The sequence below is a fragment of the Actinoplanes sp. NPDC019969 genome, assembly GCF_055562375.1.
On the sequence record NZ_JBVHFK010000002.1, the window covers coordinates 53152 to 73129 of the forward strand.

The 19978-nt window shown below is 72.0% G+C and carries 17 protein-coding genes and 1 pseudogene; 4 read left to right on the forward strand and 14 right to left on the reverse strand.

What is annotated here, in order from left to right; all coding sequences use genetic code 11:
- Window positions 1-19 precede the first annotated feature (19 nt).
- The 5 genes from ACZ3II_RS06805 to ACZ3II_RS06825 all read right to left on the reverse strand — a co-directional run bounded on the left by ACZ3II_RS06805 (window position 20) and on the right by ACZ3II_RS06825 (window position 4107).
- Window positions 20-604 carry a type III secretion system chaperone family protein gene (locus ACZ3II_RS06805; RefSeq protein ID WP_465516670.1) on the reverse strand — a complete coding sequence of 195 codons (585 nt, stop codon included), beginning with the start codon at window positions 602-604 and terminating at the stop codon, window positions 20-22.
- Between the two features lie 129 nt (window positions 605-733).
- Window positions 734-1393: a DUF8185 domain-containing protein gene (locus ACZ3II_RS06810; protein ID WP_465516671.1), complete on the reverse strand. Its 660-nt coding sequence runs from the start codon at window positions 1391-1393 to the stop codon at window positions 734-736.
- A complete protein-coding gene (locus tag ACZ3II_RS06815; protein ID WP_465516672.1) occupies window positions 1390-1809 on the reverse strand; it encodes an acyl-CoA thioesterase in 420 nt (139 codons plus the stop codon). Before ACZ3II_RS06815 ends, ACZ3II_RS06810 begins: the two co-directional genes overlap by 4 nt.
- Window positions 1802-3478, reverse strand: a complete 1677-nt coding sequence (gene ettA, locus ACZ3II_RS06820) for an energy-dependent translational throttle protein EttA (RefSeq protein ID WP_465516673.1) — start codon at window positions 3476-3478, stop codon at window positions 1802-1804. Before ettA ends, ACZ3II_RS06815 begins: the two co-directional genes overlap by 8 nt.
- A 98-nt stretch (window positions 3479-3576) precedes the next feature.
- Window positions 3577-4107 carry a hypothetical protein gene (locus ACZ3II_RS06825; RefSeq protein ID WP_465516674.1) on the reverse strand — a complete coding sequence of 177 codons (531 nt, stop codon included), beginning with the start codon at window positions 4105-4107 and terminating at the stop codon, window positions 3577-3579.
- Window positions 4108-4246: 139 nt separating this feature from the next.
- Between ACZ3II_RS06825 and ACZ3II_RS06830 the strand changes: the two genes are divergently transcribed.
- The gene (locus tag ACZ3II_RS06830; RefSeq protein WP_465516675.1) at window positions 4247-5653 is read left to right on the forward strand and encodes an alpha,alpha-trehalose-phosphate synthase (UDP-forming); all 1407 of its coding nucleotides are present in this window, start codon (window positions 4247-4249) and stop codon (window positions 5651-5653) included.
- A 64-nt stretch (window positions 5654-5717) separates the two neighbouring features.
- Here ACZ3II_RS06830 and cobA read toward each other — a convergent pair whose 3' ends face one another.
- From cobA to cobC, 3 genes and pseudogenes are all read right to left on the reverse strand, one after another.
- Entirely contained in the window at window positions 5718-6926 is a 1209-nt protein-coding gene (cobA, locus tag ACZ3II_RS06835; protein ID WP_465516676.1) for a uroporphyrinogen-III C-methyltransferase, read from the reverse strand.
- Window positions 6923-7975 carry a nicotinate-nucleotide--dimethylbenzimidazole phosphoribosyltransferase gene (gene cobT / locus ACZ3II_RS06840; protein WP_465516677.1) on the reverse strand — a complete coding sequence of 351 codons (1053 nt, stop codon included), beginning with the start codon at window positions 7973-7975 and terminating at the stop codon, window positions 6923-6925. The genes cobA and cobT overlap by 4 nt, the downstream gene beginning before the upstream one ends.
- Window positions 7972-9048, reverse strand: a pseudogene (gene cobC / locus ACZ3II_RS06845) (Rv2231c family pyridoxal phosphate-dependent protein CobC); the annotation flags it as partial. The gene cobT and the pseudogene cobC, both read right to left, overlap by 4 nt.
- Before the next feature lie 171 nt (window positions 9049-9219).
- Here cobC and ACZ3II_RS06850 point away from each other — a divergent pair.
- Window positions 9220-11364 (forward strand): transglycosylase domain-containing protein, encoded by a 2145-nt coding sequence (locus tag ACZ3II_RS06850; protein ID WP_465516678.1) that lies wholly within the window; start codon window positions 9220-9222, stop codon window positions 11362-11364.
- Window positions 11365-11544: 180 nt separating this feature from the next.
- On the opposite strand, the gene ACZ3II_RS06855 is transcribed toward ACZ3II_RS06850, so the two are convergent.
- Window positions 11545-12174 (reverse strand): TIGR03086 family metal-binding protein, encoded by a 630-nt coding sequence (locus ACZ3II_RS06855; RefSeq protein WP_465516679.1) that lies wholly within the window; start codon window positions 12172-12174, stop codon window positions 11545-11547.
- A 310-nt stretch (window positions 12175-12484) separates the two neighbouring features.
- The gene (locus ACZ3II_RS06860) at window positions 12485-14728 is read right to left on the reverse strand and encodes a cobyrinate a,c-diamide synthase (protein ID WP_465516680.1); all 2244 of its coding nucleotides are present in this window, start codon (window positions 14726-14728) and stop codon (window positions 12485-12487) included.
- Between the two features lie 137 nt (window positions 14729-14865).
- On the opposite strand from ACZ3II_RS06860, the gene ACZ3II_RS06865 reads away from it, so the two are divergent.
- Both ACZ3II_RS06865 and ACZ3II_RS06870 read left to right on the forward strand, forming a co-directional pair.
- A complete protein-coding gene (locus ACZ3II_RS06865; protein ID WP_465516681.1) occupies window positions 14866-15783 on the forward strand; it encodes an SURF1 family cytochrome oxidase biogenesis protein in 918 nt (305 codons plus the stop codon).
- Window positions 15784-15793: 10 nt separating this feature from the next.
- A complete protein-coding gene (locus tag ACZ3II_RS06870; protein ID WP_465516682.1) occupies window positions 15794-16225 on the forward strand; it encodes a hypothetical protein in 432 nt (143 codons plus the stop codon).
- A gap of 9 nt (window positions 16226-16234) precedes the next feature.
- Here the strand turns inward: ACZ3II_RS06870 and ACZ3II_RS06875 are convergent, their stop codons facing one another.
- The 4 genes from ACZ3II_RS06875 to ACZ3II_RS06890 form a co-directional block, all read right to left on the reverse strand.
- A complete protein-coding gene (locus ACZ3II_RS06875; protein ID WP_465516683.1) occupies window positions 16235-17755 on the reverse strand; it encodes an ATP-dependent DNA ligase in 1521 nt (506 codons plus the stop codon).
- Window positions 17733-17954 carry a hypothetical protein gene (locus ACZ3II_RS06880; RefSeq protein WP_465516684.1) on the reverse strand — a complete coding sequence of 74 codons (222 nt, stop codon included), beginning with the start codon at window positions 17952-17954 and terminating at the stop codon, window positions 17733-17735. Before ACZ3II_RS06880 ends, ACZ3II_RS06875 begins: the two co-directional genes overlap by 23 nt.
- Window positions 17955-18129: 175 nt before the next feature.
- A complete protein-coding gene (locus ACZ3II_RS06885) occupies window positions 18130-18318 on the reverse strand; it encodes a hypothetical protein (protein WP_173476709.1) in 189 nt (62 codons plus the stop codon).
- Window positions 18319-18499: 181 nt separating this feature from the next.
- Complete coding sequence (locus ACZ3II_RS06890) at window positions 18500-19975, reverse strand: FAD-dependent monooxygenase (protein ID WP_465516685.1); 1476 nt, start codon at window positions 19973-19975, stop codon at window positions 18500-18502.
- Between the last annotated feature and the right edge of the window lie 3 nt (window positions 19976-19978).

The following is a 19978-nucleotide window of genomic DNA, read 5'->3' on the forward strand; positions in this document are numbered from 1 at the left end:
CGAACTCCACACGCGGGGTCTAGAGCAGGGCGCCCTCGTCGTGGAGCCAGTCCACGAAGGAGGTCGCCACGGCGGCGCCGCAGTCGAGCAGTTCGACCAGGAGGGTGTCGTGGACTCCGGCCGCGAGCGGGACCTGCAGCTCCGCGTAGATCGGGAGCTGCCCCCGCTCGGTGGGGTCACCGACGTAGGCCTTGCAGAACCGGCGCGTGTGATTCCACTCGTTCACCACCCGGTAGGCGCGGTCCGCCCAGTCCGGAGGGACCGTCGCATGCGGACGGGCCCGCATCACGAGGATCTCGTCGTCCGGCCCCTCCAGGGTGAACAGCACGGCATGCCGCTCCCACATGGCCAGCAGGCTGCCTCCGCCGTCGGCCAGGAACCGGATGTCGAGCACATCGAGAGCCTTGCCGACGCGCGCCAGCTGCACCGGCATGATCGCATCGGTCGACCCGCTCGAAGACAGGTCGGCCGGAACCCCGGAGCGACCCGGCTCACGCTGGGCCGGGACACCGACGCGGACGGTGCCCTGCACCGCCACCTCGCCACCGGCATCCGGCTGCGCGTTGCCCGCAGCCGTTCCCGGGCGCCATGACCACCACGGCATCGTGTGCACCTCACTCCCCAACGGACCCCATGCTGGACGTTGCAGTGGACCCGAGGGCCGACGGTACCCGCAGCCTCCGCGAAGGTCATCCCCCCAACGGGAGGGCGGGACCGGATGAAGGATGCAAGGTCACCCTTTCGGGTTACCCGACATCGGCATAACGGTCAATTTGTGAACGCTCTGTCTCCACGCCACTCCATATGGTGCGGAAATTCCCACCCAGCCGCCGGTGACGCGTACCCTCGCCTCGATCGGATCAGCGTCCCGCGGGCCGAGGAAACCCATCCGGGCGACCGCCTGCACGAGCCGCTGGGAGATCCGCACCGGCTCCCCGGTGTCCGGAGTGACCACCAGCGCCACGTGATCGAGGAGGGCGTCGCGCACCGCCCGCTGACCGACCGCCCGGCCGGCCATCCCGCCGGCGGCGACCTCCCGCAGGGTTCCGGCAGCGGCGGTGGCCAGCCGTGCCAGCTCGGCGCCGGAGACCGATTCGACGGCCCGGCTCGCGGGTGGCGGCAACGGCCAGCGCCAGTCGGTGTCCCGCCGTTCCGGCAGGGTCTCCCCGCTCGCGGCGAGGACGGCCAGCAGCGCGGCCGCCGACACCGTGGCGTCGCCCGGCCCGGAACCGGCCACCTCGCGGGTGACCAGCACGTCCCAGGGCAGGCGGGCCCAGAGCGCGGTCCGCCCGCCGGCGGACCGGAGACGGACCGGCGCGGCCGGGTCGAGCCGGGTGAGCCGTGCCAGGAACGCGCCCGCGTCGGGAACCCCGAGCAGGCCGTGGGAACTCATGACCGGTCCTCGGTGGGCGTGTACGGCTTGAGGAAGTCCTTCTCCGCGTCGGAGAGCCGGCGGGGATGGTTGTTGACCAGGTTGTACGGCACGCAGACCGACTTCGCCCGGCTGGCCAGCACACCGTCGTCGAACAGCTCGTAGGAGACGGTGAACGCCGCCGCCCGCAGCTCCGACACCCACATCTCGATGCGGACCGGGTCCCCGAAGTCGACCGGCCGCAGATAGTCGATCTCGTGCCGGGCGATCACGATGCCCTCCTCGAAGGAGCCCAGGCCGTGCGCCCGGGCCCCGACGAAGAACATCGCCACGCGCGCCTCCTCGTACAGGGTGAGGAAGCGCGCGTTGTTGACGTGCCCGTACGCGTCCATGTCGGACCAGCGCAGGGACACGTCATAGACGAAACGATCAGTCACGGGTGAGCTTGCGGTAGGTCACCCGGTGCGGACGGGCCGCTTCGGCGCCGAGACGGTCGATCTTGTTCTTCTCGTACGCCTCGAAGTTGCCCTCGAACCAGAACCACTTGTCCGGGTCCTCCTCGGTGCCTTCCCACGCGAGCATGTGGGTGGCGACCCGGTCGAGGAACATCCGGTCGTGGGAGATGACCACGGCGCAGCCGGGGAACTCCAGGAGCGCGTTCTCCAGGCTGGAGAGCGTCTCCACGTCCAGGTCGTTGGTCGGCTCGTCGAGCAGGATCACGTTGCCGCCGATCTTCAGCGTCATCGCGAGGTTGAGCCGGTTCCGCTCGCCACCGGACAGCACCTTGGTCGGCTTCTGCTGGTCCGGGCCCTTGAAACCGAAGGCGGCGACGTACGCCCGGGACGGCATCTCGACCTTGCCGACCATCATGTGGTCGAGACCGTCCGAGACGACCTCCCACACCGTCTTGGTGGGGTCGAGGCCGGCGCGGCTCTGGTCCACGTACGACAGCTTGACCGTCTCACCGATGCGCACCGCGCCCTCGTCCGGCTGCTCCAGCCCGACGATGGTCTTGAACAGGGTGGTCTTGCCGACGCCGTTCGGGCCGATGATGCCGACGATGCCGTTCCGCGGCAGCGAGAACGACAGGTTGTCAATCAGGGTCCGCCCGTCGAAGCCCTTGGTCAGCCCGTTGGCCTCGATGACGGTGTTGCCCAGACGCGGGCCCGGCGGGATCTGGATCTCCTCGAAGTCCAGCTTCCGGGTCTTCTCGGCCTCGGCGGCCATCTCCTCGTACCGGTCGAGCCGGCTCTTGCTCTTGGTCTGCCGGGCCTTGGCGTTGGACCGCACCCACTCGAGCTCCTCGGAGAGGCGCTTCTTCATCTTGGCGTCCTTGCGGCCCTCGACGGAGAGACGCGCGGCCTTCTTCTCCAGGTACGTGGAGTAGTTGCCCTCGTAGCCGATCGCCCGGCCGCGGTCCAGCTCGAGGATCCAGCCGGCCACGTTGTCCAGGAAGTACCGGTCGTGGGTGATCGCCAGGACGGTGCCGGCGTACTTCGCGAGGTGCTGCTCCAGCCAGTGCACGCTCTCGGCGTCCAGGTGGTTGGTGGGCTCGTCGAGCAGCAGCAGGTCGGGCGCCTCGAGCAGCAGCTTGCAGAGGGCGACCCGGCGGCGCTCACCACCGGAGAGCTGGGTGACGTCGGCGTCCGGCGGCGGGCAGCGCAGCGCGTCCATCGCCAGCTCGAGCTTGGAGTCGACGTCCCACGCGTCGAGGTGGTCGAGCTCCTCCTGGAGCTTGCCCATCTCCTCCATCAGCTCGTCGGAGTAGTCGGTGGCCATCTGCTCGGCGATCGCGTTGAACCGGTCGAGCTTGGCCTTCGTCTCCGCGACGGCCTCCTCGATGTTGCCGAGGACGGTCTTCTCATCGTTCAGCGGCGGCTCCTGCGCCAGCATGCCGACGGTGTAGCCGGGCATCAGCCGGGCCTCGCCGTTGCTGGTCTTGTCGAGCCCGGCCATGATCTTGAGCAGGCTGGACTTACCGGCGCCGTTCGGGCCGACGACACCGATCTTGGCGCCCGGCAGGAAGCTCAGCGTCACGTTGTCGAGCACGACCTTGTCGCCGTGCGCCTTGCGCGCCTTTTCCAGGACGTAGATGTACTGGGCCACGGTGTGCCCTACCTCCGAGATCGTGGATTTGTCGGTGCCGTAATCAAAGGACAATCTTTCCAGGTACCCCGCCGGAAGCGAACGGCAACCCCGGGCTGTCACCCTGAGACGGCCGGCTCCTCGCGGACGAGGGTCCCGTCGGGCTGGGTGATGCGCAGCCGCGCGCTGGTGACCGAGAAGACCTTGCCGTCGACCGACGTGGCCGTGTAACCCTCGTCGCCGTCGGGCCGGGCGTTGTGCAGGAAGAGCGCGGTGGTGTTCTCCTTCCAGGTGTCCCGGCTGCCCCGGTTGGCGTGGTAGAAGAAGTTCCCGCCCTGGTCCTGGCAGATCCACACCTCGGACTTCTTCGTCTTGAGGTAGAGCACCCGGCGCAGTTCCCCGACGGCGCCGGCCCATCGCCCGGCCTCCTGGGTCTGCTCCAGGCACGGCTCCTTGCCGATCAGCTCGACCGCGGGCGCCGACGGGGCGTCCCACACCGACTCCGACGGCGCCGGCTCCGCCGTCTCCCGGCGTTGCTCGGCGAGCAGATAACCGCCGACCATGCCCACGATCGTCAGCAACACCGTGGCGATCACCACAGGGAAGAACAACGGCTGCCGTCGCTGGGAATGATCATCGTGCGGGGTCACCGGCACAGGATGGCACCCCGGCCCAACCCGGTCCATCACGGTCTGTTCGGCTGATAAGCCGTAGGGGCGGTGCGGAAGCGAGAGCTTACCCACAGTAGGCTCACGTTGGGAACAGAAACCACTCGGAGGTGTACTCAGCGTGGCCCAACGAAGTTCCTTCGTCGTCGTCGCCAACCGTCTGCCAGTGGACGAGGTCACGACGCCGGATGGTGATAAGCAGTGGCGGCCCAGTCCGGGCGGCCTGGTGACAGCCCTGCATCCGGTCCTCACGGAGCATCACGGCACCTGGATCGGCTGGGCCGGCGGGACCGGTGAGGCGCCCGAGCCGTTCGACCTCGAGGGCATCCACATCCATCCGGTGCCGCTCAGCGCCGAGGAGCTGGAGCGCTACTACGAGGGCCAGTCCAACGCGACGATCTGGCCGCTCTACCACGACGCGGTCGAGACCCCGGCCTACAAGCGGCGCTGGCGGGAGACCTATCGCGTGGTCAACCACCGGTTCGCGCAGGCAGCGGCGGAGGTGGCCGACGAGGGCGCCACCGTCTGGGTGCAGGACTACCAGCTCCAGCTGGTGCCGTCCATGCTCCGGGAGATGCGTCCCGACCTGCGGATCGGGTTCTTCCTGCACATCCCGTTCCCGCCGATCGAGCTGTTCATGCAGATGCCGTTCCGGGCGGAGATCCTGCGCGGCCTGCTCGGCGCCGACCTGGTCGGTTTCCAGCAGAAACTGGCCGCCCAGAACTTCGTCCGGCTGGCCCGGCACCTGCTCGGCCTGCGCTACGAGGGCCAGTCGATCCAGGTGGACGGGCGCAAGGTCAAGGCCGGCGCGTTCCCGATCAGCATCGACACGCGCGAGATGGAACGGCTGGCCGCCGATCCGGCGGTGCAGGCCCGGGCCAAGCAGATCCGGGCCGAGCTGGGCGATCCGAAGACGGTGATCCTCGGCGTCGACCGCCTCGACTACACCAAGGGCATCGAGCTGCGCCTCAAGGCGTTCCGCGAACTGCTCGCCGACGGCAAGCTCAACGTCGGCGACGCGGTGATGATCCAGGTCGCCACGCCGAGCCGGGAGCGCGTCGAGCACTACCAGACCCTGCGGGTGAAGGTGGAGCGCGAGGTCGGCCGGATCAACGGCGAGTTCGGCAAGGTCGGCACCCCGGCCGTGCACTACCTGCACCAGTCGGTCGACAAGCAGGAGCTCGCCGCGATGTACGCGGCCGCCGACGTGATGATGGTGACCCCGCTGCGGGACGGGATGAACCTGGTCGCCAAGGAGTACATCGCCTGCCGCGGTGACTCCGGCGGCGCGCTGGTGCTCAGCGAGTTCGCCGGCGCGGCGACCGAGCTGCGGCAGTCGTTCCTGTGCAACCCGCACGACCCGGACGGGGTCAAGGACGCCCTGCTCCGGGCGATCAGCGCCGAGCCGGCCGAGCTCAAGCGCCGGATGCGGGTGATGCAGCGGCACCTGCGCACCCACGACGTCTCCCGCTGGGCCAAGACGTTCCTGGACGAGCTGGGCGTCGGCGAGGCCCCGGAGCCTTCTTAAGAGCGTTCGGGCGCCGGGCCGCTTTCGGCCCGGCGTCCTTTCGCTTTCGTACGGGGTGAGCGCGCTACCCCGCCGCCGGACTGAACTGCTCGCCCACCGACACCACGTCACCGATCACGACCACGGCCGGCGGGCGGATCCCGGACGCCGCCGTCTCCTCCGCGACCGCCGCGAGCGTGCTGATCAGCGACCGCTGGTGGGCCGTCGAGCCCTCCTGCACCACACCGACCGGCGTGCTCGCCGCCTTGCCCTCGGCGATCAGCCGCTCGGCGATCCTCGGCAGGTTCTTCAGGCCCATCATCAGCACGACCGTGCCGCGCAGCCGGGCCACCGCCGCCCAGTCGACCAGCGACTCCGGGTGGTCCGGCGGGATGTGCCCGGAGATCACCGTGAACTCGTGCGCCACCCCGCGGTGGGTGACCGGGATGCCGGCCAGCGCGGGCGCCGCGATCGAACTGGTCACCCCGGGCACCACCAGCACCGGGATCCCGGCCTGGGCGCAGGCCAGGGCCTCCTCGCCGCCCCGGCCGAACACGAAGTTGTCGCCGCCCTTGAGCCGCACCACGAACTTCCCCTGTGACGCCCGGTCGACCAGGATCCGGTTGATCTCCTCCTGGGCGGCCTGCGGACCGTACGGGATCTTCGCCGCGTCGATCAGCTCGACCTCCGGGCGCAGCTCACCCAGCAGCATGCCGGGGACCAGCCGGTCGGCGACCACCACGTCGGCGGCGGCCAGCAGCCGGCGGCCCTTCACGGTGATCAGCTCCGGGTCGCCGGGGCCCGCCCCGACCAGCGCCACACCCTTGAGCTCGGGACTCGCCGGCGGGGTGGCCTCCAGAACGTTCGCCACCATGTCCCGGACCGCCATCGCGCGGCGGCGGTCGCCACCGTCGGTGACCGCCACGGTGACCTGGCCGTGCCGGGTGACAGCCGGGGTCCAGGCGGTGGCGGCGTCCCGGTCGTCCGCCCGTACGCAGAAGATCCGGTGTTGCTCGGCCGCGACGCTGACCTCGGCGGCCGCAGCCGGGTCGTCGACCGCGACGTGGACCACCCAGGCGCCCTCGACGTCCGCCGACGCGAAGCGGCGCGGCGTCCAGACCGCCCGCCCGGCGTCGACGTGCCCCTGCAGGGTGGGGGTGAGCTCGGGCGACACGATCTCGACAGCGGCGCCCGCCGCGATCAGGGCCGGCACCCGGCGGGTGGCGACCGAACCGCCGCCGACCACCAGCACACGGCGTCCCTCGAGACGCAGCCCGAGTGGATAGATGCTCATTTCTCCGAAACTCCCGCCGAGTCGAACGTCGCCACCTCGTGCAGCACGCGCACCGCGGCCGACACGACGGGCAGGGCCAGCACCGCGCCGCTGCCCTCACCCAGGCGCATGCCCAGGTCGAGGAGCGGCTCCAGGCCGAGGTGGGCGAGGGCGACACTGGCCCCGGGCTCGGCCGAACGGTGCCCGGCGACCATCGCGGCCACCGAGTCGGGGGCGAACGCGGCGGCGGTCACCGCGGCCGACGCCGCGATCACCCCGTCGACGATCACCGGTACGCGGCGCGCGGCGGCGCCCAGGATGAAACCGGTCAGGGCGGCGTGCTCCAGGCCGCCGACCGCGGCGAGCACGCCCAGCGGGTCGGCCGGGTCCGGCCGGTGCCGCTCCAGCGCGGCCGTCACCACGGAGATCTTGTGCGCCAGCGTCGCGTCGTCGATACCGGTGCCCCGGCCCGTCGCGACGTCCGCCGAGGCGCCGGTGAACGCGGCGATCAGCGCCGCCGCCGGCGTCGTGTTGGCGATCCCCATGTCGCCGGTGAGCAGCGCTTTCGCACCCTGCTCGACGAGCGTCTCGGCGACCCGGACGCCGATCTCGACAGCGGCCAGGGCCTCCTCGCGGGTCAGCGCCGGGCCGATCGTCATGTCCCGGGTGCCGCGGCGCACGTTGGCGTCCAGCAGGGTCGCGCCGCCGTGCAGCGGAATCGCCACCCCGACGTCGACCACCATCACGTCGGCGCCGGCCTGACGGGCGAACGCGTTCACCACCGCGCCGCCGGCCACGAAGTTCGCCACCATCTGCGCGGTGACCTCCTGCGGCCACGGGGACACGCCCTGCGCGTGCACGCCGTGATCGCCGGCGAAGACCGCGACCGTGGCCGGCTGCGGCAGCGGCGGCGGGCACTCCCCGGCCAGCCCGGCCAGGCGCACCGACAGCTCCTCCAGCGCGCCCAGCGAACCGGCCGGCTTGGTCAGCCTGGCCTGCAGGTCCCGGGCGGCGGTCATCGCCGCCTCGTCGGCCGGCCGGATGGCGGCCAGGGTGCTCTCCAGCGTCACGGTCGCTCCTCGATCACATCGGTCAGAGTCTGCACGAATCCGTCTGTGGTGGCAGTGTCGCGCACCGCAATCCGCAGCCAGTCCGGGCCCAGCCCCGGGAAGGTGTCGCCACGGCGTACCGCGTAGCCACGTTCGCGCAGCTCAACGCGTATGTCATCGGCGCCCGGGAGGCGTACCGCAACGAAAGCGGACGCCGGATCCCCGGGAACCGTGACGCTCGGCACTCGCCGCAGCCGTTCCACCAGGTGGGCGCGCTCCGCCGCGAGCTCGGCGGCGATCCGCCGCTCGGCCGCGACCGCGACCGGGGACGCGCAGGCGGTCGCGGCGGCGAGCGCCGGGGTGGAGACCGCCCACAGCGGCCGTACGGCGGTCAGCCGGGGCACCAGATCGGCCGGTCCGAGCAGGTAGCCGATCCGCAGCCCGGCCAGCCCCCACGTCTTGGTGAGGCTGCGCAGCACCACCAGGCCGGGCAGGTCACGGCGCGCGGCCAGCGACTCCGGCTCGCCCGGCACTCCCGGCCGGTAGGTGGTGTCGGCGAACGCCTCGTCCACCACCAGAACCCGGCCGGGGCGGGCCAGCTTCGCGATGTCGGCGGCCGGGTGCAGCACCGACGTGGGGTTCGTCGGGTTGCCCACGAAGACCAGGTCGGCATCCTCCGGCACCAGCCCCGGATCGAGCCGGAAGCCGTCCTCCTCGCGCAGGATCACCCGTTCCACCGGGTGGCCGGCGTTGCGCAGCGCGGCCTCCGGCTCGGTGAACTGCGGATGCACCACGACCGGCCGCCGGGCGCCACGCAACGCTTGGGCGAGCAGCACGAACGCCTGGGCGGCGCCGGCGGTCAGCAGCACCTCGGCCGGGTCCCGGCGGTGCCGGTCGGCGACTGCCGCTGTCGCTTTCCCTTCTTCGGGGTACGCCGCCAGCGCGCCCAGGGACTCCACGATCGGATCCGCCAGCCACCGGGGCATGGCCTGGCGCCGCACGTTGACCGCGAGATCGATCAGGCCCGCCCCCACCTCGGCGTCGCCGTGATGATCAAGGTCGAAACTCATGCGCTCAGCATGCCTCTTTGTGGCCGTTCCCCTTCGTCCGGGCGCTCCCGCCCGGCCGCCTCACCGTCGCCGGCCCCTCTGCGCCACACCCCTCCGGCCGCCTCGCCCTCGCCGCCCTCAAGCCGCGCTTCTTTTCGGCTTCCTTACTTCGGGTGTTCCGTCCGAACATGAGGGGTTTTGTCATACCTTCTTAGGGTGACCAGCCGACGCCTCACCGTAGCCGGAAGAGTCGCCCTCCTGATCCGCGCCGGGCTCATCGCGGGCCTGGTCCTCGCCGGTCTCTCCTACCCCTTCACGGCTCTCGCCGGGATGGGGGTCAAGGCCGGCAGCGAAGCGCTGGAAGGCATGCCCGAACAACTCACCGAGACACCGCCCGCCCAGACCACCTACGTCTACGCCAGCGACGGCAAGACCCTGCTCACGTTGTTCTACGAGGAGCACCGCAAACACGTCAGCCTGGCCGACATGTCCCCGCACGTGATCAAGGCGATCGTGGCGTCCGAGGACGCACGCTTCTACGAGCACAACGGGGTCGACGCCAAGGGGGTGGCCCGTGCCTTCGTCGCCAACCAGCAGGCCGGCGGCGTCTCCCAGGGCGCGTCGACACTGACCATGCAGTACGTCCGGATGGCGTTACGGGACAGCGCACGGACCCCTCGGGAGGCCCTGGAGGCCACCGAGCAGACCGCCACCCGCAAGCTGCGCGAGATGCGGCTCGCCATCGAGGTCGAACAGCGGTTGAGCAAGGACGAGATCCTCGAGCGGTATCTGAACGCCGCCTACTACGGGCACCGGGCGTACGGCATCTACGCCGCGTCGCAGGTCTTCTTCTCCAAGTCGCCGCGCGACCTCACGCTCACCGAGGCGGCACTGCTGGCCGGGTTGGTCAAGGCGCCGTCCGCGTACGACCCGGCGACCAAGGACCAGAAGGCCGCCCTGGAACGGCGCAACTACGTCATCGACCAGATGCGCAAGATCAACGCGATCACCGCCGACCAGGCCGCCACGGCGCGCCGGACGAAGATCAAACTGAGGTTGTACACCCCGCCGAACGACTGCGTCTCGATCGCGCCCCGGCACAACGACTGGGGCTTCTTCTGCGACTACTTCAAGAAGTGGTGGCGCGACCAGCCGGCCTTCGGCCGCAGCCCGCAGGAACGCGAGGAGAACCTGCGGCGCGGCGGGTACCGGGTGGTCACCTCGATCGACCCCGCAATCCAGCGGTACGCCATGGAGCACGTGCTCGACAAGGAAGGTCGCAACAGCTCCATCGCGCACGGGCAGGTCGTCATCCAGCCGGGCACCGGGCGGGTGCTGAGCATGGCGGTCAACCGGCGGTACTCCCTCGACCAGGAGGAGAACGGCAGGCACAGCGACCGGTCGCTCGACGACGTCAAGGGCAACTATCCCAACACCGTGAATCCGCTGCTGGGCGGCGGCGACATGGCCGGATATCAGGCCGGCTCCACCTTCAAGATCTTCACGATGCTGGCCGCTCTGGAAGCCGGGATGCCGCTGTCGACGTCCTTCTACTCCCCGCAGCGGTACGTCAGCCGGTACATCACCGCGCCCGGGCCGGCCACCTGCGGCGTCCACTGGTGCCCCAAGAACTCCAGCGAGTCGATGACCGGCAACCAGACCATGTGGAGCGGCTTCGGCAAATCGGTCAACACGTACTTCGTGCAGCTCGAGGAGAAAATCGGGGCGGAGAAGGCGGTGCAGATGGCGGAACGGCTCGGGCTGCGCTGGCGCACCGCCGTCGACAAACGGCTCGCCACCAAGGAGCACGCCTCCGGGTGGGGCGCCTTCACCCTCGGTGTCAGCGACGCCACCCCGGTCGAGATGGCCAACGTCTTCGCCACCCTCGCCGCCGAAGGCAGGCACTGCGAGCCCCTGCCGGTGATCAGCATCCGCAACCCGGACGGATCCCCGGCCCTGCACCAGGGGCGTCTCGTCGCGGCGCCCCGCTGCGACCAGGCCGTCAAGGTGAACGTGGCCCGGGCCGCCACCGACGCCGCCCGCTGCGTCACCGGTTACGGCGCGGCCCGCGGCGGCTGCGGCGGGTGGGGGACGTCGGAGATGGTCTACGGCACGCTGGGACGGCCGGTCGCCGGCAAGAGCGGAACCACCGACGGCAACAAGACCGCCTGGTTCAGCGGTTACACCCCGCAGCTGGCGGCGTCCGCCTTCGTCGCCGACCCGGACAACCCGGAGCATCTGGTCGGCACAGGCCGCTCGACGATCTCGAAATACACGGTCGCGGAGACTCTGCGCGACGCCCTGGAAGGCGTACCGGAAAAAGATTTCGAGCCTCCCTCCGACAAACTCGTCTGGGGCTGACCTCACCCCACGGGCCGCCCGGGCACCTCGCCCCGGCGGCCCGTGCCCTCTCCGGCCGCCGGCACCACCGGCTCGGCTCGCCGTTCGCTCCGGCGCCTCGGCACGCCGCCCTGCCGAGCCGCCACGAGCCGCCGCGTCAGACCACCCCACCTCCCGTGCCGGTGGCAGGCGCTGCGGTTGTCACCCGCGCGATCGGTGGCGAGGCGGGGCGGCTGGGGAGGGACGGCGTGGTCGGCGCCAGAGCGGGTCACGGCCGGCCAGCCCGAGCACCTGGGCCAGCAACTCCTCCTCCGGGGCGACCGGGACCCGGGGGCCGAACAGCCCGGGCGTGCCCTCGGCCGGCCCCTGCGCCAGGAACTCGACGAGCACCTCCAGCGCCCGCGGATCGGCCGCGTAGTCCTGGCCGGTGGCACGGGCCAGATCCCACCCGTGCATCACCAGCTCGCTCATCGCGACAGCGCCCATCGCGGTGGCCGGCATGGTCACCCCACCGGCCTGGGCCGTGCCGGTCCAGGCGGCCGGGTCCTTCCACGCGGTGGCGAGGTCGGCCAGCAGCACGGGGAGCCGGCTGCGCCAATGCCGGGACAGGTGCTCGGCCGAGGGCTCCGGTGGCGGGCCGCCGGCGCCGTCGCGTTTGCGGGCGGCCATGGTGAAGGCGAAGGCCAGGCCCATCAGATGATCGAGCAGGGTCGCGACCGGCCAGCCCGGGCAGGGGGTCGGCGCGGTGAGGTCACGGTCGTCGACCCCCAGCAGCAGGGCTCTGATCTGACGAACCGGCGGGTCGAAATCCAGCGGCACACGGTCGGCCACGATCTCCTCCTTCGGTTGTCGTATGCCTCACGGTACGAGGGGGGTACGACAACTTCCGGGCACGCGATCGCCCTTTCGCACGCTGGATCGTTTCCGGCGTCGGGCTCGCTGCTCAGGTCCGGTCAGAGCAGCAGCGGCAGCCACGCCGCACGGCATCGCTGCCGCCGCTCGACAGACCAGGGCCCGGCGGCGGCATCCGCCGCGGAGAGCATCACGATCGCCGCTCAGTTGACCGGCCGGGAAGCGCACAGCGGCCGGTCGCTGCAGGCAGTGCCTCGGCCCCTGGCTCGATGACTTCGGCGGTGAGCGGTCAGCGCGTGGGCATGTCGTGGGGATGGCCGTCCGCGGGCGGCATGCCGGGCCCGGACGATGCGGCGGGCGGCAGGATCTGACCGGAGATGGCCACGCCCGGGTCGGGGTGGTTGGTCGTGATCTGGATCTGCGGCATGGCGCCGGTGGGCAGGATGTGGCCCTGACCGGGGTGTGGCGGCATGCCCTGACCGGCGCCGCCGAAGGACATCTGGCCGGGCGGCATGCCGGGGCTGGTCGGCAGGCCGGGCGCCGGCATCACCTGGGTCGGCGCACCGTTGTCGGGCCCCTCCAGGTCGGAGCCACCCGGCATGCCGGAGTCCGGGAAGCTGGAGCCGGGCATTCCTGAGCCGGGCGCACCGAAAGGCGCACCGGCCGGACCGGGACCTTGGCCGGGCGGTGGACCGAAACCGGGACCACTCTGACCGGCGGAGGCGCCACGGGGCGACCCGTTCGGCCCGGCATTCTGACCGGGCGACATGTCGAACGGCGGCCCGCCGGGGCCTTGGCCGTGCGGCATGTCGAACGGCGAACCGCCCGGCATGTCAAAGGGCGACCCGTTCGGCCCCTGCGGCATGTCGAACGGCGGACGTGCACCCGGCATGTCGAAGGGCGAGCCGGAAGGGCCGGAGCCCTGGGGTATGTCGAACGGCGAGCCGCTCTGCGCGGGCGGCATGCCGTAGGAGGGGCCGGAACCCTGGCCGGGAAGCATCCCGACCGGCACCGCCTGCGGCGGCCCCGGCACGGCCGGTGACTCCTGGGTCGGCGGCATACCCGACGGCTGGCCACCCTGACCCGGACCACCGTGACCGGGACCGCCCGGGCCGCTCGGGGCGGGCGGCATCCCCGGATGGCCGGCGGGCGGACCGGCGTGCATGCCGTTCTGCGGGCCGTGCGGGTTCTGGGCGCCCTGCGGGCCGGCGTGGGCGGCGGCGACCAGGCGGCGGGCGATCTCCGGGGCCGCGGCCCAGTGCAGGGCCAGCTGGGAGGCGTGGACCTGGCGCCAGACGAAGCCTTCCGGGTTCCCGCCGGACCAGGTCCAGGCCGGGTTGGCGCCGTGCCGCGGGGTCACCACGGCGCGGTGCTGCTTGTAGCCGGTGATGCGGGCGCCGGCCGGGGCCAGCACGGACGTGCCGGGGGCGGTCGCCTCACGGTAGCCGGCGACGGTCTGCTCGCCGGTGGTCGCGGTCGCGTCGAGGACGCCGCACATCGGGCGTCCGTCGAGTTCGCGGCCGAGCCACGGCAGGGCGACGCCTTCGGCCACCACCGGCCAGCCGTCCCGGGCGAACTGGGCGACGGCCGCGCAGAGGCGGCGGTTGGCGGAGAGCTCCTCGGCGTACCCCTCAGGAAGACCCGCACCCACCACCAGCCCGCGCGTGCCGGGAGGCAGCACCTCATCGCGCAGCGGGTCGACGACCGCGACGTCCGCGCCTGCCGCGGTGAGCAGCTCGGCCGTCTCGACGTAGGTGTAGGGGGCGCCCTGTCCCCCGGCCAGGGCGATCAGCGGTCGCTGGTCGAACCGTTCGTCACCGGCCGCCTCCGCCGGGGTCCAGAGCGGGCCCGGGATCGGCGGCGCGGACGCGGCGAGGGCCATCAGCCGGTCCATGTCGAGGGCGCCGGAGACGGCCTCACCGAGGCGCCGGACCGCGCGACCGGCCTCGACCGTGCGGTGCGCGACCGGGACCAGGCCGTGGGTACGGGCGGGCAGGGTGTTGGGCAGATCACCACGGTGCAGGGCCCCGAGCACCGGCATGCCGATGTCGTCCATGGCGCTGCGGAGCATCTGCTCGTGCCGCTCGGAGGCGACCCGGTTCAGGATCACGCCGCCGAGGTGCACCATCTCGTCGAACATCCGGAAGCCGTGCACCAGCGCGGCCAGCGAGTGACCCATCGCGGCCACGTCGACGACGAGGACCACCGGCGCGCGCAGGGCGGCCGCGACCGAGGCGGTGCCGTCGATCTCGGGCTGGCCGGTGAGGCTGTCGAACAGGCCCATCGCGCCCTCGATCACGGCGAGCTGGGCGCCGGACGCGCCGTGCGCGAAGAGCGGGGCGACGCGTTGCGCGCCGACCAGGCGTGGGTCCAGGTTGCGGCCGGGGCGGCCGGCGGCCAGACCGAGGTACGCCGCATCGGTGTGATCCGGGCCGACCTTGAACCCGGCCGTCGGGACGCCACGACCGCTGAGCGCGGCGAGCAGGCCCACGGCGATGGCTGTCTTGCCGTGGCCGGACGACGGCGCGCTCACGACCAGACGAGGCTGGGCGGTGATCAATGTCTCCCCCGAGGTTTCCGCAGGCGGCCGCCACGTGTTCATCGGCTGCCGGATGTCGCAGACTACCTGGCTGCGGCGGGAGCCACCGCCTCGCCAGGTAGCCTCGGGGGGTGTACCGGTTCCTGCTGACCCCCCGCTGGCTGGGCGCGGCCGCGCTCACCGTCGCCGCCGCCATCGTCATGGTGATCTTGGGCAATTGGCAGTTGCACCGATACCAGGAACGTACGGCCATCAATGAACGCGTCGACGCGGCGGCCGCCACCGCGCCGGTCCCGCTGACCTCGGTCCTGGCCGCGCCGACCGCCGCGGGCACCCCGGGCGTCGATCCGGGCGAGCCCGTGGCCTGGACAAAGGTGACAGTGACCGGTCGTTACGACCCGTCCCACGAGATCCAGGCCCGGGGCCGCACGGTCGCCAGCAAGGTCGGGTTCGAGATCCTCACCCCGCTGATCCTGGACGACGGGACGGCAGTCCTGGTCGACCGCGGCTGGGTGCCCGCGCCACCCGGCGGCGCCCTCGAGTCGCCGCAGGTCCCGGCCGCGCCGACCGGCCGGGTGACGGTCGTCGGGCAGATTCACCTGTCGGAAAGTAGACCCGCTCCCGTGGAGCGCCGGGACGGCCGGCTGGACACCCGGCGGATCAACCTGCCGCGGCTCGCCGGCGAGATGCCCTTCCCGGTGTACGGGGCCTATGTCCTCCTCACCGAGCAGACCCCGGCCGCCGATCCGGCGTTCGCCCAGATCCCGATCCCGCACGAGGACTCCTGGCAGAACGGCGGCTACGCGGTCCAGTGGTGGCTCTTCGCCGGCATGACCTTCGTGCTGTACGGCTGGCAGGCCCGCCGGGAGGCCGAGGAACGGGCCGGCCGTTCCCCCCGGACCCGCCCCGCGAAGACGGTCACGCGCCCCCAGGACCGGGTCGCCGAGGCCGACGCCCGGGACCGCGTCGCCGCCGCTGACGCCCGCGATCGCGTCGCCGCCGCTGACGCCCGCGAGCGTCGTCTCGCGGCGCAGGACGACGCCGGTTAATGTCTCGGGCATGACCTTCCCGCAGGGTGACCCGTGGGGCTCGCCCACGCCGGAGCCGGACAGCCGGGACCACGTCGTTCCGGCGGCGACCGGCCCGGTGATCGTGGAGATCGCCGAGATCCAGGTCACCTCCACGCTGGTGCGCACGCCGGTGGGCGACTTTCCGCTCGCCGGTTCGCGCTGGCTGGTCACCGACCATTGGATCGCGCAACGGCGTACCCCCACGTGGGCGAAGGCCCTGGCCTTCCTGGGCATCTGCCTCACCGCCGGGCTGAGTCTGTTCCTCCTGCTCTACAAGGAGGCGATCCCACAGGGCAACGTGCATGTCACGGTCACGAGCGGCCCGCATCAGTACGTCTCCCGCATCACGATCCGTCACGAGGACGACGTGCACACGATCAACCAGCAGGTCAATTACGTACGCAGCCTGGCCGCCCTCTGACAGCGCCGGTCAGGCCGGGTTGAGGGCACGGACCGCATCGATGGTGTCGGCCTCGGCGGCCGGCTTGTCGTCGCGGTACCGCAGGACCCGGGCGAACCGCAGCGCGACCCCGCCGGGATAGCGGGGCGACCGCTGCACCCCGTCGAAGGCGATCTCGACGACCTGCTCCGGCCGGACCCGGACCACCCAGCCGTCGTCGGAGACGGCGAGTTCCTTGAACCGCTCGGTCTGCCAGCGCAGCAACTCGTCGGTGAGGCCCTTGAACGTCTTGCCGAGCATGACGAACTCGCCGGTCCGCGGGTCCCGGGCACCCAGATGCAGGTTGGAAAGCCAGCCGCGGCGCCTGCCGTTGCCCCATTCGACCGCGAGGACGACCAGGTCGAGCGTGTGCCGGGGTTTCACCTTGACCCAGGCGGCGCCGCGCCGGCCGACGTCGTAGGGCGCGTCCGGCGACTTGATCACCACACCCTCCTGCCCGGCGGCCAGGGCGGCGGCGAACGAGGCGGCGGCCTCCTCCGCGCTGCCGGCCTCGGCGCGGCCGACGGTCAGCGCCTCCGGGACGGCCCCGGCCAGGGCCGCCCACCGGGTCCGGCCGGGCTCGTCGAGCAGGTCGGCGCCGTCGAGATGCAACAGATCGAAGAAGTACGGCTGGAGGCCGCTGACCGGGGCGCCCCGGGTCGCCGCCCGGCTCGACGTCTCCTGGAACGGGCGGGGCCGGCCGGTGGCGTCCAGCAGCATCGCCTCACCGTCGAGAACCGCCTCGCGCAGCGGCAGCGCCCGGACGGCCGCCACCACCTCCGGCAGGCGGGCGGTGATGTCGTCGAGGCTGCGGGTGAAGACGGCCACGTCGTCGCCGGACCGGTGCACCTGGATGCGGATGCCGTCGAGCTTGACGTCGACGATCGCGGGCGTGCCGGTGGCCTCCAGCGCGGCCGCGACGTCGGGAGCGCTGGACGCCAGCATCGGGCTCAGCGGGGTGCCGACCCGCAGCTGGATCCCGGCAAGCGCGGGCGCGCCACCGGTCAGCGCGGTGGCGGCGACCATCTTCAGGTCGCCGGAGAGAAGCAGCGCCCGGCGTACGGCGGTGGCCGGGACCTCGGCGGCGAGCGCGATCGCCTCGGCGAGCAGCCCGGCCTGGGCGCCCTGGCGCAGCTCACCGCCGAACAGCCCGAGGAGGAGCCGCTGCTCAGGCTCGGTGGCGGCGGCGAAGAGGGCGCCGAGGAGCTGTTTGCGCCGCGCCTGCGACCCGGCTCCGGCCACGGTGGCGATCTCGGCGACGGCAGTGTCGACGGCGGCGACGGTCAGGGTCGGCTCGGCGGCGGGCGCGGGATGCTCCCGCAGCGCGGCCCAGCCCACACCGGTCTGCCGTTGCCGCAGCTCACCGGCGAGGTAGGCGGCTCCGGCGACGATCTCGCCCGGATCGAGGCCACGGAGCGCGCCGGCCAGCAGCTCGATCTTCGCCTTCCGGCCCGCGGTCGCGGCGACGGCGGCCGACGTGGCAGCAATGTCAAGAAACCGCACGTGTCCCATCCTGGCAGCAGGTCATCGTTTCCGCGCCCCGAGCGACGAGCAGCACGCGGACGAGCGGAACACCGGCGAGCAGCACAGACAAGCGGCACGCGGCGAACAGCACGGACAAACGGCACGCGGCTAACAGCACGGACAAACGGCACGCGGCGAACAGCACGGACAAACGGCACACGGCGAGCAGCACACCGACCAGCGGCACACGGAGGAGCGGCGGACGCGCCCGGCAGACCACGGCCGGACCAGAGTCGAGGCGGACGCGATCGGCGGCTCTGGGTGATCAGACGTGGACCAGGTGCTCTCGCGCTGGCCCCAGCGTGGGACGGGGTCCGCAGAGGCACGGGAGCAGTGCCCGTACCAAAGTCAGACCAGGGATCTCATGCGGCTTTCGGCTCCGCGATGCGGAAACCGCGGGCGCGGACCGCGTCGGCGACGCGAGCCAGCTCGGCGTCGAGCGAACAGAGGACCTTGGAGAGATCGTCGAGGTGATCGGTGAGGGTGGCGTCGTCCCACCCGGAGACGTCGACGTCCCCCAGGGCGCGGGCCGCGGCACGGAGCCGGGCGATCGACTCGATCCGGTCGCGGGTGCGGAGGCGATCGAGCGGGTCGCGCGTGCCGGGGGTCGCCCGGGACGCGCGACCGGTCAGCGCAGCCGAGAGCGTCGGTGCATTAATCGAACGCATGTACGAATCCTAACAGGATCAAGCCCGCCCGCCACCCCTGTGATCACCCTGTGGACAGTGGATTTCACCTGGCCATGGCATGCCGGAACAGGGTGTCGGCCTCACCCGGCTCGGCCTGCGCGGCGACGAAACCGTCCGGCCGGATCAGGTAGAACACGCCGGGCCGCAGAGCCGTCGACGGGGCCGGCGGGAAGATGTGCACCGGCAGGCCGAGGTCGGGGGCGTCGGCTGCGGTGACTCCGCCGTAACCGTGGATCTGCCAGCAGGCGGCCCGCAACGCGGTGTGGTTGCCGCCGGACCACGGCAGGCGGCGGCCGATCACCGGATCGCGCCGCTGGCCCTGGGCCCGGGGCGCCGGGTCGAGGCGGTAGTGGATGCGGAGCTGGGCGACGTACTGGAAGAGGCGGGAGCCGCCGGAGGAACGTGGCAGCAACCGCACGGCGACCGGCGCCAGCAGCGGGATGGCCAGCCGGCGCAGCAGCGGGGCGGGCTGCCGGACCGAGGTGATCAGCCCGAAGAGCCGGTCGGTGGTGGCGACCAGTTTCCGGGCGACCGGGCGGCGCTCGGCCTCGTACCGATCGAGCCAGCTGTCCTTGCGCACGCCGCGCAGCACGTCGGCGAGCTTGAAGGCGAGGTTGTGGGCGTCCTGCAGACCGGTGTTCATGCCCTGGCCGCCGACCGGCGAATGGACGTGCGCGGCGTCGCCGGCCAGGAAGAACGGTCCGTCGCGGAAGGCCGCCGCGACCCGGTGGTGCACCTTGTACGTGGCGAACCAGCGGGACCGGTCGTAGGTGACGCCGTACGTCCGGAGCATCCGCGCGCGGGCGTCGTCCTCGTCCAGGTTGCCGTCGCCGTCGGTGTCCCGGACCAGGCCGATCAGCCGCCAGCCGCCGGCCCGCATCGGGAACCCGAGCAGGAAGTCGGTGCGCTCCGGGCGGACGTTGATCGCATCCGGCACCAGGCCGCGGGCGCCGACCGCGTCCAGCACGAAGAACCGGTGCGGGTTGGTGACGCCCTCGAAGTCGATCCGGCGGGCCCGGCGGACCACCGAGTTGGAGCCGTCGCAGCCGACACAGAACCGGGCCCGCACGGTGTGGTTGCCGACCTTGGCCTCGACGCCGTCGTCGGTCTGCACGACAGCGGTGACCGGTGACTCCCAGAACACCTGGCCGCCGAGTTTCTGCAGGTTCTCGTAGAGGATCTCCTCGTTGCGGCTCTGCTCGAGGACCTCGATGAACGGGAACGCCGTGACCCCGGACCCGAGCGGGCCCAGCGGGATCCGGCCGAAGGCCCGCGCACCGAACCCGGGCGCGAGCGCCTCGGCCCGGTGCGCGGCCTCGAGAACCTGGTCGCCGATGCCGAGCTGGTCGTAGATCTCCATGGTGCGCGCCTGGACCACCAGCGCCCGGGACTCACGCGTCGGGCCGTCCTTGCCGTCCGCGACGATCACCTGAACCCCGAGCCTGGTCAGCCAGTTGGCGAGCATCAGCCCGGTCGGGCCGGCGCCCACCACGAGCACCTCACACGACAACTCGGTCATCGG